Source organism: Testudinibacter crocodili, assembly GCF_006228025.1.
Taxonomy (GTDB): Bacteria; Pseudomonadota; Gammaproteobacteria; order Enterobacterales; family Pasteurellaceae; genus Chelonobacter.
The window spans coordinates 51,094-65,977 of the sequence record NZ_VDHF01000004.1 but is presented as its reverse complement, the minus strand read 5'-3'; the positions used below and the strand labels follow the sequence as shown (position 1 = coordinate 65,977).

Sequence of the window (14,884 nt, the reverse complement as noted above, 5' to 3'; positions counted from 1 at the left end):
TTCGTTTAGAATCACTAAACTTCACGACTTTTGCCTTATTTATTTGCAAAACAAAAGAGTGGCGAAAAATAGTCTATAGCTCAAATTATAAACAAAGATCAACAGACCCTAGTATATTAAGTAAAAAATTCAACTAAAGTATAAGGAATACGTATGTTTAAAGAAAAAGGATATGACGAATTCTTAACACAAAAAATTCTCAAAGGGCGCGAAAGTATCGAGAAATACGGCTCAATTCCATTACAAGACGTCCAAAAACATTGGGAAACTATTTCAAGCCCAAGAATTAGAGGAGTTTGAACGAGAAGTGGTGTATGGCTAAAAAAATTGAGTTATCACCCGAAGCTCTCAATAACATTAGTGAAATTTTGCAAAATGTTTCGGAATATACCGGTTCTATTTCTAGCGCCACCAAGTTATTCGGCGAACTATCAGAAAAATTTGAGTATATTGGGTTTCTTCCGAAATCGGGAAAAATACGCGCTGACGGTATACGAGAAACATTTTGCCGAGGATACTGAATTGTCTATGAAGAATATACCTCTCATATTCTTATCTTAACCGTGATTCATAGCCGTCGAAAGTATCCGCTCGATTAAGTCATGCAAGTCGAGCATTTATGCCCGTTCTACATGCCGAACCGCCAACATATAATTAGCACTGACATCAGGTTTTAAGCAAAAATTGCCGCTCAGCGGATTGTAGTGATAGCCGGTGATATCAAAACAGTCTAGATTTGCTTGCTCACACCAATTGATCAGCTCCGCCGGTTTAATAAATTTATCATAATCGTGCGTGCCCTTCGGCAGCATTTTCAGCACATATTCCGCACCGACCACCACTAATGCCCACGCCTTCAAAGTGCGGTTGATGGTGGAAAAAAACAGCACGCCATCTGGTTTCAACAGCGCTTGACAACTGCGCACCACCGCACTTGGGTCGGGAACGTGTTCCAACATCTCCATGCAGGTGATGACATCAAATTTTTCTGCTTGCGTTTGCTGTATCTCTGCTAAAAAATCCTCAATTGTGCTTTGGCGGTAATCGATCTGCAAACCGTTTTCGACTGCGTGATCGTGTGCGATCTGCAACGGTTGCGGCGACATATCAATGCCCGTCACCTGCGCCCCCTGCCGCGCCATGCTTTCCGACAGAATACCGCCGCCGCAGCCCACGTCCAGTACCCGTTTGCCGAACAAACCGTCCGCTTGGCGCAAAATGTAATCCAAGCGCAACGGATTCAAGCGATGAATCGGTTTAAAGTCCCCTTGTGGATCCCACCAACTGTGCGCCATTTTGGCAAATTTTTCGATTTCCTGTTGATCAACGTTTTGCATGCTATCGGTTTCTCAAATAATGAATAAAACCGCACTTTGCCAATTTTATTCTGATTAAAAACATGGCTTTTATTATGCAGAATTATCCTTGAAAATTCACTATAAAATTAGGGAAAAGTAGGGCTTTATGCTATAATCCGGCTACTTTTCAGCGATGGTTTTACCCGCTTTATAAGCTTTATATTCAGTCAATTAGGAAAACTTTGAATGAGCGAATTTGCAAGTGACGTTTCCCCCGTCAATATTGAAGAAGAACTAAAATCCTCCTACCTTGATTATGCCATGTCGGTGATTGTCGGGCGTGCCTTGCCCGATGTGCGCGACGGGTTAAAGCCCGTGCACCGTCGTGTGCTTTTTGCGATGAATGTCGGCGGCTACGACTACAACAAACCTTATCGTAAATCGGCACGTGTGGTCGGGGATGTGATCGGTAAATACCATCCGCACGGCGACAGTGCGGTATACGATACGATTGTGCGCATGGCACAGCCGTTTTCGCTGCGCTATATGCTGGTCGACGGACAAGGCAACTTCGGTTCGATTGATGGCGACTCGGCAGCGGCAATGCGCTATACCGAGGTCAGAATGACCAAAATTGCCCATTCGATGTTGGCGGATTTAGACAAAGAAACCGTCGATTTTGTGCCGAACTATGACGGCTCAGAGCAGATTCCGGAGGTATTGCCAGCCCGCATTCCTGCCTTATTAGTCAACGGTTCTAGTGGCATTGCAGTTGGTATGGCAACCAACATTCCGCCGCACAATTTAGGCGAGGTGATCGACGGCTGTCTGGCGTATATCGACAACAGTGACATCACCATTGATGAATTGATGACCTATATTCCCGGCCCCGATTTTCCGACTGCGGCGATGATCAACGGGCGCAAAGGGATTGAAGATGCGTATAAAACCGGGCGTGGTAAAATTTATGTGCGTGCCCGAGCAGAAGTGGAAACCGATGCTAAAGGCAAAGAAACTATTATCGTGCATGAAATTCCGTATCAGGTAAATAAAGCCCGTTTAATCGAAAAAATTGCCGATTTAGTCAAAGAGAAAAAAGTCGAAGGCATCAGTGCGCTGCGTGACGAGTCCGACAAAGACGGCATGCGGATCGTGATTGAGATCAAACGTGATGCAGTGGGCGAAGTGGTGCTGAATAATTTATATTCGCTGACACAATTGCAGGTCACCTTCGGCATCAATACCGTTGCCTTAGATCACGGACAGCCAAAACTATTAAATTTAAAGCAGTTAATTGAGGCGTTTGTACTGCACCGCCGTGAAGTGGTGACACGCCGCACCGTGTTTGAATTGCGCAAAGCCCGTGAAAGAGCGCACATTTTAGAAGGTTTGGCGATTGCGCTAGCCAATATCGATCCGGTAATCGAATTGATCCGCCAAGCACCAACTCCGGCTGCTGCTAAAGAAGGCTTATTGTCGCAACCGTGGCAATTGGGCAATGTGACAGCGATGTTGGAAGCCACCGGCGTCAACAGCGCCCGTCCTGAAGATTTAGCGCCGGAATACGGGATTCGTGATAATGTTTATTATCTGACCGAAGTACAAGCACAAGCAATTCTCGATTTGCGCTTACATCGCCTAACCGGACTGGCACACGATGAACTGCTGAACGAATATAAAGAAAAACTGACGATTATTGGTGGTTTACTACACATTTTAAACACGCCTGAACGTTTGATGGAAGTTATCCGTGAAGAACTGACAGAAATCCGCCAACAATTTAACGATCCACGTCGTACCGAAATCACCGCCAGTTCCGCCGATATTAATCTGGAAGATTTGATTGCACCGGAAGATGTGGTGGTCACGCTATCGCACGAGGGCTATGTTAAATATCAGCCGTTGTCTGACTATGAAGCACAACGTCGTGGCGGCAAGGGCAAATCCGCCACCAAGATGAAAGAAGAAGACTTTATCGAGCGTTTATTGGTTGCCAACACTCACGATACGATTTTATGCTTCTCTAGCCGTGGTCGTCTGTATTGGCTACGTGTGTTCCAGTTGCCGCAAGCCAGCCGTGGCGCGCGTGGCCGCCCGATTGTCAATATTCTGCCGTTGCAACCTGATGAGCGTATCACCGCTATTTTGCCGGTTGCAGAATATGCTGATAATAAATTTATCTTTATGGCAACCGCCAGCGGCACAGTGAAGAAAACCGCACTGACTGAATTCAGCCGTCCGCGTGCCAGCGGTTTGATTGCAATTAACCTGCGTGACAACGACGAGTTGATCGGCGTGGATATCACCGAAGGCGACAATGAAATTATGCTGTTCTCGTCGCAAGGGCGTGTTGTGCGCTTCAGCGAAGAAGCGGTGCGTGCTATGGGACGCACCGCCACCGGTGTGCGTGGCATCAAACTGGCACTCAGCAATGATCTCAGCGACGACGAAAACGATAATGATGACAGTGCCGGTGATGATTTGGACACCGCACTTGACCTGAATATCGACAAAGTGGTTTCGCTGGTCGTGCCAAAAAATGATGGCGCAATTCTAACCGCTACGCAAAACGGCTACGGCAAGCGCACCAAATTGGACGAATACCCGACCAAATCACGCAATACCAAAGGCGTGATTTCGATTAAAGTCAGCGAACGCAACGGCAAAGTCGTGGCGGCAGTGCAAGTGGAAGACAATGATCAAATTATGCTGATTACCGACGCCGGCACACTGGTGCGCACCCGTGTCAGCGAAGTCAGCACTGTTGGACGTAACACCCAAGGCGTGCGCCTGATCCGCACCGCCGAAGACGAACACGTCGTCAGCTTGGAAACGATTTGTGATTTGGACGACGAGGAATCAGAAATAATTGATTCAGAAGTTACTGATACCATCGAAATGGTAGAAGAAGTCAAAGAATAAACACAAATTAAGATAAATAGCGCTATTTATCGACTCGATAGGGCGGATATTTTCCGTCCTATCGACAGATCACTCAAGTAACAAGCAAAAACATCTTTTGCTCTACGCTACATCAGATGAATATTTGGATAACATTTTTCGAATTGCCGCAACCGTCATAAACAATCGTTGTTTATCAATAGGCTCAAAACCATATTGGCTATAAAAATCCGCTCTTCCCTCTTTCGCATCAACAAATACAACTGGGAAGCCGACAATTTCAGCTGCTCGCTTTAAATTTACCAGCGCATCAACCAGTAGTTTTGAACCAAAACGCTTTCCTTGAAAACGTTTATCGACAGCTAAACGAGAGATCAATCCTGCACTTTCAACAAATTTATGCTTATTTTGTAAGGTCAGCGGTAGGTTATCTAACTGAAAATTAATCATTGTCAATGTATAAAAACCAATAATTTGTGATGGCTGTATCGGATCAACCAGAACATAGCTTCTTGAATGATCTCTTTCGCCCAATTGATTAGCGGTTAATTTAAGAAAATTATTCAGCGGCTTAACGCCACAATCAAAACCAGCTCTATCATGAATTCTACTATTTAGCGGTACAATAACCATACTTATCTGCCTAAGTGTTCTTCAAAGGCTTGCATTAACTTCTGATTTTCCATATCTGGATTGTCTAGAGCAGACAATAACTTGAGAGAGCTCTCTCTATTTAACTTAATCAAATTTTCTGCTTGCAAAATTTCTTTTGCTTTCTCGACAGCAGCATTCACTACAAATGAATTAATACTGGTAATACCCGCTAACTTTGCAGCTTGCAGTAGTAACGATTGAGTATCTTGATCAATGCGCGCAGTAATCCGTGGCGTGGCAGTAGTATGCATAATAAACTCCTATAATGTGCCATTTTGTCACATTATAGGTATATTTTAAATATTAAGCAATGCTACCTTAAGTCAGTATAGCGATCCCCAATTCATTCTGACCGCACTTTTAATGTTAACGATTAATATCAATCACCACCACTTCCGCTTGTGAGCCGATTCGAAATGGGATGCCCCAGAAGCCGTAGCCGGAGGTGACCACAAAATGGCGGTTGTTTAAGTTAAGATAGCCGTGATCCAGCGGATAAATAGCTTTAGTAATCAGATTCGCCGGAAAAACTTGTCCTTTGTGCGCGTGCCCCGATAGTTGCAGATCCAATGCCAATTGGCTGTTTTCAATGATATCGTCCGGGCGGTGGTCCAGTAGGATCCGCAGGCGATTATCTTGTGGTAAATGAGCGAGTAGTTGATTTAGCGGTAAACGAGTTTTATCAAGGTGATCATTGCGTCCGACCACCACAAAACGATTGTCAATCGAAACCGCTTCGTCCGCCAGAACATTGATCCCTGCGGCTTGTAATGCCAGACGAATTTGTTGTTGTGCGCCGAAAAAATCGTGATTGCCGAGAGTGGCATAAACACCAAGCGGTGCACGCAATTTCTGCAAGTGCGGTTGCATATTTTCTGCCAGATAATACGTCAAATTATCATCCATAATATCGCCCGGCATCAGGATAATATCGACCTGTTGCTGTTGCATAATCTCAGCTAATTTATCCAACTGTTTTGCACCAAACAGTTTGCCTAAATGCAGATCGCTGACTAAACCAATACGCAAACTGCCCTGCAATTTATCGCTTTGAATTGCATAATGTTGCACATATGGGGTGTAGGCATTATATAAGCCAAAACCGATGATGGAGAGATACAGCAACGGCGCCATCAGACGCAAAGTGCGGTCAAGTTTAAGCGGATTGACGACACGCTTTACCAATAAACGGATCAGCCACAGCCCCAGCGTGAGCATAAAGGCGTAGGCAAGCAAAAACAGCACAAAAGCGGTGATTCTGTATTGTGGAAATACACGACTGGCGGTGATCGCCATTAAGATATTCGGCAGCAGCCACAGCAAGGCACTCAGCAGAAAACCGCACTTTTGCCCGATGTAGGGTTTCAGATACCAGCGCAGCCCACGATTGGTGACATAAATAAACAGTTGTGCGGTTAAAATCACAACCGCAAAGATAATTAAATAGCGTGGCGGCATTATTTGCTCTCCCCAATAACCTAAAAAAGTGCTTCAAAAAAAGAAAAATCCTCTGACCAAAAAGTCAGAGGATTGCATTATACCGATTAAATCGGATTTAACGATAGATTTTATACCGCACTTTTAAGCGGCATTTTTATACTGCCGTTTGAAAAATCACTTCATCCGCTTTTTTCACATAGCTATTAATCTGGTCGAAATTCATATAACGGTAGGTATCCGCTTTATCGGTTTGCAGATCGGCTGCGTAGCGCAGATATTCGTCCACCGTTGGTAAACGCCCCAATAAGGCGGCAATTGCTGATAATTCAGCGGACGCCAGATACACATTTGCCCCTTGTCCCAAACGGTTCGGGAAGTTGCGGGTCGAGGTCGACACCACGGTTGCACCGCTTGCCACCCGTGCCTGATTGCCCATACACAATGAACAGCCCGGCATCTCCATTCTGGCCCCGCTTTTACCAAAAATGCTGTAGTAGCCCTCTTCGGTCAACAATGCCGCGTCCATTTTGGTCGGTGGCGCAATCCATAAACGGGTTGGGATCACCTCTTTGAATTTATCCAGCAGTTTGCCCGCCGCACGGAAGTGACCGATATTGGTCATACAAGAACCGATAAAGACTTCATCAATCTTATCTCCGGCAACGTCCGACAGTTTACGCGCATCATCCGGATCATTTGGCGCACACAGAATCGGCTCTTTGATTTCATTCAAATCAATGTCAATCACTGCTGCATATTCCGCATCGGCATCGGCTTGCATCAGTTGCGGATCAGCCAGCCATGCCTGCATGCCTTTAATCCGGCGCTCGATGGTACGTACATCGCCATAACCTTCGGCGATCATCCATTTCAACAGCGTGATATTCGAATTCAGATATTCGATAATCGGTGCTTTATCCAGCTTAATGGTACAAGCCGCCGCCGAGCGCTCTGCCGAAGCATCAGACAGTTCGAATGCCTGTTCGATTTTCAGATCTTCCAAGCCTTCGATTTCTAAAATCCGCCCTGAGAAAATATTTTTCTTACCTTTTTTCTCTACTGTCAGCAAACCTTGCTGAATCGCATAATACGGAATCGCGTGCACCAGATCCCGCAAAGTGATTCCCGGTTGCATCGTACCGCTGAAACGCACCAGCACAGATTCCGGCATATCTAACGGCATCACACCGGTCGCCGCAGCAAACGCCACCAAGCCGGAACCCGCCGGGAACGAAATACCGATCGGGAAACGGGTATGGGAATCGCCGCCGGTGCCGACGGTATCCGGCAACAACATTCGGTTTAGCCACGAGTGGATAATACCATCACCGGGACGCAGCGACACACCGCCACGATTCATAATGAAATCCGGCAAGGTGTGATGAGTGGTAACATCCACCGGTTTCGGGTAAGCCGCAGTGTGGCAGAAGGATTGCATCACCAAATCGGTTGAAAAACCCAGACACGCCAAATCTTTCAACTCATCACGGGTCATCGGTCCGGTGGTGTCTTGCGAGCCGACTGAGGTCATTCTTGGCTCACAATATTGCCCCGGACGAATGCCGTCCACGCCACAGGCACGCCCAACCATTTTTTGTGCCAGTGTGAAGCCTTTACTGCTCTGCTCAGTGGCTTTCGGCTTGGCAAACACATCATTTTCCGGCAAGCCCAGTTCACAGCGGGCTTTGTGGGTCAGCCCACGACCAATAATCAGCGGAATCCGCCCACCGGCACGCACTTCGTCTAGCAACACATTGGTTTTCAATCTGAACTCAGCCAAAATTTGATCGGTGCTGTGTTTGCAGATTTTGCCTTGATACGGATAAATGTCGATCACATCGCCCATTTCCAGATTGTTGACATCGACTTCAATCGGCAACGCCCCCGCATCTTCCAAGGTATTAAAGAAAATCGGTGCAATTTTGCTGCCCAATACCACGCCGCCAGCACGTTTATTCGGCACGAACGGAATATCATCGCCCATAAACCACAACACCGAATTGGTCGCCGATTTACGCGAAGATCCGGTGCCGACCACATCACCGACATACGCCAGCGGAAAGCCTTTTTGTTTTAACTTTTCAATCTGTTTGATTGGGCCGATAACCCCGGCTTCGTCAGGCTGAATGCCCTCACGTTCATTTTTTAACATCGACAGCGCATGCAACGGAATATCCGGACGTGACCAAGCATCTTGCGCCGGTGACAGATCATCGGTGTTGGTTTCGCCAGTCACTTTAAACACGGTCACGGTGATTTTTTCGGCTAATTTCGGGCGTGAAAGATACCATTCGGCGTCCGCCCAAGAGTGCAAAACTTGTTTGGCGTAATCATTGCCTGCATTGGCTTTTTCCACCACATCATGGAAATTATCAAACATCAGCAAGGTGGAAGAAAGTGCGGTCGCCGCCAACGGCGCCAGTTTTTGATTATCCAGCGCTTTCAGCAACGGCTCGATATTGTAGCCGCCTTGCATAGTACCAAGCAACTCGACCGCTCTTTGCGCCGAAATCAGCGGTGAACTAACATCACCACTCACCAATGCTGATAGAAATGAAGCCTTAACATACGCCGCTTCGTCTACTCCCGCCGGCACCCTGTTTTCAAATAAATCGACTAAAAAAGCCTCTTCCCCTGCCACTGGTTTTTTCAGCAGCTCCACCAACTGCGCAGTCTGTTCTGCATCTAGCGGCTTGGCAACCACACCTTGCTGTAAGCGTTGTTCAACATGGGCTCGATAATCGGCTAAGAAATCTGACATCATTACACCTCGTCATTATGATAGTGAGTAAGTAGAGTAAGTTATGGCTCAACAACAGATCTTCGCTAAATCTATTGTTATTAAATTGTTACATATTACACCCTCTATAGTGCGACGCTACCACTTTATTTAAATTATTTGGGCTAGATCAAGGATTTTTTGCGATTTAAATCATAAAAGTGCGGTTTGCCCTCTATTTTACGATGATTCGTGCAATTTCAGCTCACTAAAAACACAAAAGCGAACCACTTGGCTCGCTTTTAGTCAGCTCATTGTGCGAGATATTTCACTAGCGCTGCAACAGATAAGTCCTTAATAAACTGAAATCATTTGCCATTTCATCAGACAACAACGGCAGTTTGTTGTGTTTGTCCAACGCTTGCGGCAACGGCAGCTCTAATCCAAGAATACGATCGACGCTCTCTTTAAATTTCGCCGGGTGGGCGGTGCAAAGGAAGATGCCGGTTTCGCCCGCTTGCAAATCTGCACTCAAGGTATCGTAAGCAATCGCACCGTGCGGTTCACACAAATAACCCTTGGCTTGCATTGCCTGAAGTGCGGTTTCAGTTGCCGTATCACTGCGAGAATCGCTGTGTAACTCGCTTAAAGACCAACCGTTACGCTTAAAGATCTCCTCCACTCGTGGCCAGTTGTTCGGGCGGCTCACATCCATCGCATTGGATAAAGTCGCTACGGTGGCGTTCGGCTGCCATTGCCCGCTGCTTAAGTAGCGTGGTACGGTGTCGTTGGCATTGGTCGAGGCGATAAAGCGCTTAATCGGCAAGCCTAACCATTTGGCGATCAAGCCTGCGGTTAAGTTGCCAAAATTACCACTCGGCACTGAAACCACCACATTATTACGCTGCGCTTGAGGCAACTGCGCCACCGCTTCAAAGTAGTAGCAGACTTGCGCCAGTAAGCGGCTGATATTGATCGAATTTGCCGAATTTAAACCAATCGCATCACGCAGTTCTTGATCGTCAAAGGCGTGTTTCACCAACGCCTGACAGTCGTCAAAATCGCCATTAATCGCTACGGTGCGGATGTTGCCCCCCAAAGTACAGAACAATTTTTCTTGTAGCGGGCTGATTTTGCCTTTCGGATATAAAATCACCACGTCGATATTATCTAAACCGTAAAACGCATGCGCTACCGCTGCACCGGTGTCACCGGAAGTGGCGGTTAAGATCGTGATTTTGCCTTCGCCACGGATTGCCGCCAAGGTGCGTGCCATAAAACGCCCACCGAAATCTTTAAAGGCAAGTGTTGGTCCGTGGAACAGTTCCAACGCATAAATATTGTCTTCCACCTTGACCAACGGTGCAGGGAATGTGAACGCGTCGCTGATAATTTGGTTCAATACCGCACTTGGTAACTCTTCGCCGATCAGTGCCGATAAAATCGCTTGGCTGCGTTCGACAAGCGGCAGCTCCAGCAAGGCTTCAACATTGTCCAACTGTGGAATCACTTCCGGGAAAAACAACCCTTGGTTTTTACCCAATCCTTGACGCACTGCCTGGGCAAAATTCACTTGCTGTTCTGGGTGTTTGATGTTGTATAAATTCATTAAAAATCCTTTAATTGTGATTTGTTATTCACTGATTAAACCTAGCCAACGTAGGAGCGAATTATATATCCGCCCGCACCGCACTTTATGTTTTTTCTTTATTAATAAATGCTTATACCGCACTTCGTAAACGGGCGGATATGCCATCCGCCCCTACTCTATTTATAAATTCCGCTCGTGTATAAGTCATAGAATAACATCAGTCTAACAGCCTTGCCCCTTGATTATCAACCTGACAAACGTGAACGAAGCCCTCGTTATTCTGCAAATAGTTGTTTTCTAAATAGGTTGCCACTTTACTCGCAGTCGCCAAATCTGGGGCGATCGCAAAAATCGTCGGGCCGGAGCCGGAAATGCCGGTAGCCAAAGCACCCAGATCACGGCAGCCCTGTTTCACATTATCATAATTCGGCAGCAACTGCTCACGATACGGCTCGGCAATCACATCTTTCATCATCAACGCCGCTAAATTGGCTTGTTGGGTATGGCAAGCGTGCACAAAACTGCCCAGATAACGACCATGATCGATCACATCTTGGCGGCTGTAGCTTTTCGGTAAAATCGCACGGGCTTCGGCAGTGGAGACTTCAATTCCCGGATATGCTAGCACCCAATACCATTGATCGAAAAACGGCAAAGTTTGGCTGATATTGCCCAAAGATTGTACCATCAGTTGCACGCCGCCCAAAAAGCACGGCGCCACGTTGTCATAGTGAATCGAGCCGGAAATCCGCCCTTCCAGTTCGCCCATCATCTCCAACAGTTCCATTTTGGAAAACGGCTCTTGATGGAATTTATTCAACGCCACCAACGCCGCCACGATCGAACAGGCGCTCGATCCTAAGCCTGAGCCGATCGGCATATTTTTTTCTAGCGTTAAACGCAGTGACCGCACTTTGCTGTTGCGTAGTTTTAACCGTTCGCTAAACAATACATAAGCTTGATAAACAATGTTTTTTTGCGGCTCCTTCGGCAGCTTGCGCACAAAATAACCGGCACTTTCTAACTCGAACCCCTGCGGAATGGTTTCAATCTGCACCACATCCCCCAGCAGCGAACCGTCAATCGGTGAAATCGCTGCACCTAAGGTATCAAAACCGACGCTGATATTGGCACTGGACGCCGGAGCGTAAACTCTTAACAACTCTGACATTAATTGCCCCCTCCATTTTGCAATGTGCGCAAAATATCGGCGAAAATTCCGGCAGCGGTCACATCATTGCCGGCGCCATAACCACGCAATAACAGCGGAATCGGATTGTAATAACGAGTATAAAACGCCAAGGCATTTTCCCCGTTTTTCACTTTATACAATGGATTATCACCATCGACTGCCACAATCGAAACCTTGCATTTGCTATTTTCCAGTTGTCCGACATAGCGCAACACCTGCCCGTTGGCTTTGGCGGCAGCAACACGTTCAGCAAACTCAGCGTCCAGTTGCGGCAGCTCAGCCATAAAGTCCGCTACATTTTTGCCGTCGGCAAAACCCTGCGGCAACACACCTTCCACTTCAACGTCTTTCAGTTCCAACATCAAGCCGTTTTCACGGGCAATAATCAACAACTTGCGTGCTACATCACTGCCCGACAAATCATCACGTGGATCTGGCTCGGTAAAACCTTTTTCTTTGGCAAGTGCGGTGGCTTGCGACAGGCTCAATCCCTCTTCCAGCTTGCCAAAAATAAATGACAATGAACCGGACAGAATCCCGTCAAATTGCAGCACTTCGTCGCCCGCTGCCAACAGTTTTTGCAGATTATCAATCACCGGCAATCCGGCACCGACATTGGTGTCATACATAAATTTGCGCTGATTTTGCGCGGCCACCGCTCTTAAGCGCAGGTAGTAATCCACATCGGAAGTGTTGGCTTTTTTATTTGGTGTCACTACATGGAAACCGGCACTCAGGAAATGAATGTATTGATCTGCAATCTGTTGATTTGAGGTACAATCCACCAACACCGGATTGACAATATTGTTATCTTGCACAAATTTTACCAAACGCTCGACCGAATATTCACCATCGACCCGCGCCAGTTGTTCGCGCCAATTGTTCAGATCTAGCGGCTGCTCACTCAACAGCAGTTGTTTGGAGTTCGCCAGCGCGTAAACCCGAATGGCAATATTCTTTTTTTCCAGATAATCGGTCTGGCGTTGGATTTGATCCACCAACTCGCCACCCACACCGCCGGTGCCGACCACGAACACATCGACTACTTGATGATGGGTGAACAACGCGCGGTGGGTAGCTTTCACCGCCTGCACCGATTTATTTTGCGGTACCACAGTTGAGATTGAACGTTCGGATGATCCCTGCGCAATCGCTACAATATTGATATTAGAACGGGCAAGTGCGGTAAAGAAACGGGCGGCAATGCCTTTTGCGGTTTTCATACCGTCGCCAACCACGGAAACAATCGATAAATTGTCGCTGATCTCCAACGGCTCTAATTGTTTATGCTCTAATTCATAAGCGAACTCTTGTTGTAATGCTTGCTTAGCGATCGCGACCGATTTGCTTAATACACAAAAACTGATGCTGTATTCAGACGAAGATTGAGTAATCAAAATTACCGAAATACCGGCTTTCGACATGGTGGAAAACACCCGCGCAGCCATACCAACCATGCCCTGCATGCCCGGACCGGAAATATTGAACATACTGACATTATCCAGATTGGTAATCCCTTTGACCTGCAAGCTGTCCGATTTAACGTCATTATTGATGTAAGTACCCGGCGCATCCGGATTGGCGGTATTTTTAATCACGCAAGGAATGCTGCAACGCACCAGCGGGCCGATAGTGCGCGGATGGATCACTTTCGCACCGAAATAAGAAAGCTCCATCGCTTCTTGATAAGAAAGGCTGTCCAACAAACGGGCATCACTGACCAGACGTGGATCGCAGGTATAAACTCCGTCCACATCAGTCCAAATCTCACAATAATCCGCATCCAGACACGCTGCCAACACTGCCGCCGAATAATCCGAGCCGTTACGTCCCAGTAATACTAATTCGCCTTGTTCATTACCGGCGGTGAAACCTGCCATTAATACGATATTTTGTTTCGGGATAGACGCGGCATCCACGCGCGGTTTGGATTTGCTGATACTGACCGACGATTCCAAATAAGTGCCTTTCGCCACCAGTTTTTCCACCGGATCGATCTGGCTGACCGAATAGCCTTTTGCCTCAAACCAGGCTTTCATCATCGCAATCGACAGTTTTTCGCCACGGCACAAAATGGTGGCATTCACGCTGTCAGGACAACGTTTGTTGCGCTGAATATCGCTTAATACCTGTTTCAGTTGGGTAAATTCGTTATCAATAATTTGCAGAAGGGTGATTTTGTCGAGTTTGGGATTGGCTTGGTGTAAGCCATCGATAATGCGGTAGAAAATGTGAAGGGCGTCGTTAAAATCCTGTTCAAAATTTTCTCCGGCGACTGCCTTTTCGACCAACGCCACCAGATAATTGGTGATTTTCGCCGGTGCCGACAACACGCCAGCTGCCTGATCCTTCAAATGCGCTTGTTCAATCAACCCGGCAGCCTGTAAAAAGCGTTCCGGATTCGCCAGCGACGTTCCTCCAAATTTAAGCACTCGCATAATCTTCTCCTGATTTTTCTAATATGTTGATTTTAAATACTTTTCTTAAATACTAAAAAACCCGCACTGGTCGGTGCGGGTTACTTTGATTTTGTTATACAACACTAACCCGCCACGGACTTACGCATGGTAATCATAATGGTGGTGATAATGGCTGTGTTGTTTTGCATAATTTGGTTAATTTTTAAAAATTTTTGATGAGATAGAAATACAGAATTTCGTTCGGGTTGTCAATTAAAAATTATAAACAAAGATCAACAGCCCCTAAAATAGCGTTTATATTTCTAAAAGTAAATCTGCCGGAATACCTAATCCATAATGCAATTTTTTAATCATGGTTAAACTCAGGCGGCGTTTACCACTTAACACTTCCGACACTTTTGATGGTGACCCCAAATACGCCACCATATCTTTGGCATTGAGGTCATTTTGTTCCATTTTAAACTTAATAATATCAAGTGCGGTCACATCATTCGTCGGAAAAGGATAATGCTTAGCTTCATAAGCCTCGAGCAGCAACGCCAGCGCATTCAGCTCCAAATCCTGTTCACTTTCGACTTCCGGTTCTAAATCCATTAACTCGGAAAGTCTTACCAACGCTTCGCGATAATCCTGTTCATCAGCAATTAATTTGATACTTTTCATCTTCGC

At 46.5% G+C, this 14,884-nt stretch carries 12 protein-coding genes; 3 read left to right on the top strand and 9 right to left on the bottom strand.

The genetic code is table 11. The features are described from left to right. Positions 1 to 153: 153 nt before the first annotated feature. Together FHQ23_RS12315 and FHQ23_RS00465 are read left to right on the top strand one after the other, a co-directional pair. Entirely contained in the window at positions 154 to 300 is a 147-nt protein-coding gene (locus FHQ23_RS12315; RefSeq protein ID WP_176552220.1) for a hypothetical protein, read from the top strand. A gap of 14 nt (positions 301 to 314) precedes the next feature. Further along, positions 315 to 521, top strand: a complete 207-nt coding sequence (locus FHQ23_RS00465; RefSeq protein ID WP_267963578.1) for a type II toxin-antitoxin system RelE/ParE family toxin — start codon at positions 315 to 317, stop codon at positions 519 to 521. Between the two features lie 96 nt (positions 522 to 617). On the opposite strand, the gene ubiG is transcribed toward FHQ23_RS00465, so the two are convergent. Next, positions 618 to 1,337, bottom strand: a complete 720-nt coding sequence (gene ubiG / locus FHQ23_RS00460; RefSeq protein WP_139612546.1) for a bifunctional 2-polyprenyl-6-hydroxyphenol methylase/3-demethylubiquinol 3-O-methyltransferase UbiG — start codon at positions 1,335 to 1,337, stop codon at positions 618 to 620. A gap of 207 nt (positions 1,338 to 1,544) precedes the next feature. On the opposite strand from ubiG, the gene gyrA reads away from it, so the two are divergent. Beyond that, positions 1,545 to 4,220 (top strand): DNA topoisomerase (ATP-hydrolyzing) subunit A, encoded by a 2,676-nt coding sequence (gene gyrA / locus FHQ23_RS00455; protein WP_139612545.1) that lies wholly within the window; start codon positions 1,545 to 1,547, stop codon positions 4,218 to 4,220. Between the two features lie 102 nt (positions 4,221 to 4,322). On the opposite strand, the gene FHQ23_RS00450 is transcribed toward gyrA, so the two are convergent. The 8 genes from FHQ23_RS00450 to FHQ23_RS00415 all read right to left on the bottom strand — a co-directional run bounded on the left by FHQ23_RS00450 (position 4,323) and on the right by FHQ23_RS00415 (position 14,878). After that, positions 4,323 to 4,832 (bottom strand): GNAT family N-acetyltransferase, encoded by a 510-nt coding sequence (locus FHQ23_RS00450; RefSeq protein WP_139612544.1) that lies wholly within the window; start codon positions 4,830 to 4,832, stop codon positions 4,323 to 4,325. A 2-nt stretch (positions 4,833 to 4,834) separates the two neighbouring features. Next, positions 4,835 to 5,104: a type II toxin-antitoxin system TacA family antitoxin gene (locus FHQ23_RS00445; protein WP_132967127.1), complete on the bottom strand. Its 270-nt coding sequence runs from the start codon at positions 5,102 to 5,104 to the stop codon at positions 4,835 to 4,837. 115 nt (positions 5,105 to 5,219) lie between these two features. Beyond that, positions 5,220 to 6,311 carry a metallophosphoesterase gene (locus tag FHQ23_RS00440; RefSeq protein WP_139612543.1) on the bottom strand — a complete coding sequence of 364 codons (1,092 nt, stop codon included), beginning with the start codon at positions 6,309 to 6,311 and terminating at the stop codon, positions 5,220 to 5,222. Between the two features lie 136 nt (positions 6,312 to 6,447). Further along, the gene (gene acnB / locus FHQ23_RS00435; protein ID WP_139612542.1) at positions 6,448 to 9,054 is read right to left on the bottom strand and encodes a bifunctional aconitate hydratase 2/2-methylisocitrate dehydratase; all 2,607 of its coding nucleotides are present in this window, start codon (positions 9,052 to 9,054) and stop codon (positions 6,448 to 6,450) included. A 289-nt stretch (positions 9,055 to 9,343) separates the two neighbouring features. Continuing rightward, positions 9,344 to 10,621 (bottom strand): threonine synthase, encoded by a 1,278-nt coding sequence (gene thrC / locus FHQ23_RS00430; protein ID WP_139612541.1) that lies wholly within the window; start codon positions 10,619 to 10,621, stop codon positions 9,344 to 9,346. A gap of 199 nt (positions 10,622 to 10,820) precedes the next feature. Then, the gene (thrB, locus tag FHQ23_RS00425; RefSeq protein WP_139612553.1) at positions 10,821 to 11,765 is read right to left on the bottom strand and encodes a homoserine kinase; all 945 of its coding nucleotides are present in this window, start codon (positions 11,763 to 11,765) and stop codon (positions 10,821 to 10,823) included. Between the two features lie 8 nt (positions 11,766 to 11,773). Then, complete coding sequence (thrA, locus tag FHQ23_RS00420) at positions 11,774 to 14,233, bottom strand: bifunctional aspartate kinase/homoserine dehydrogenase I (protein ID WP_139612540.1); 2,460 nt, start codon at positions 14,231 to 14,233, stop codon at positions 11,774 to 11,776. Between the two features lie 276 nt (positions 14,234 to 14,509). Then, positions 14,510 to 14,878: a helix-turn-helix domain-containing protein gene (locus FHQ23_RS00415; RefSeq protein ID WP_132967118.1), complete on the bottom strand. Its 369-nt coding sequence runs from the start codon at positions 14,876 to 14,878 to the stop codon at positions 14,510 to 14,512. Between the last annotated feature and the right edge of the window lie 6 nt (positions 14,879 to 14,884).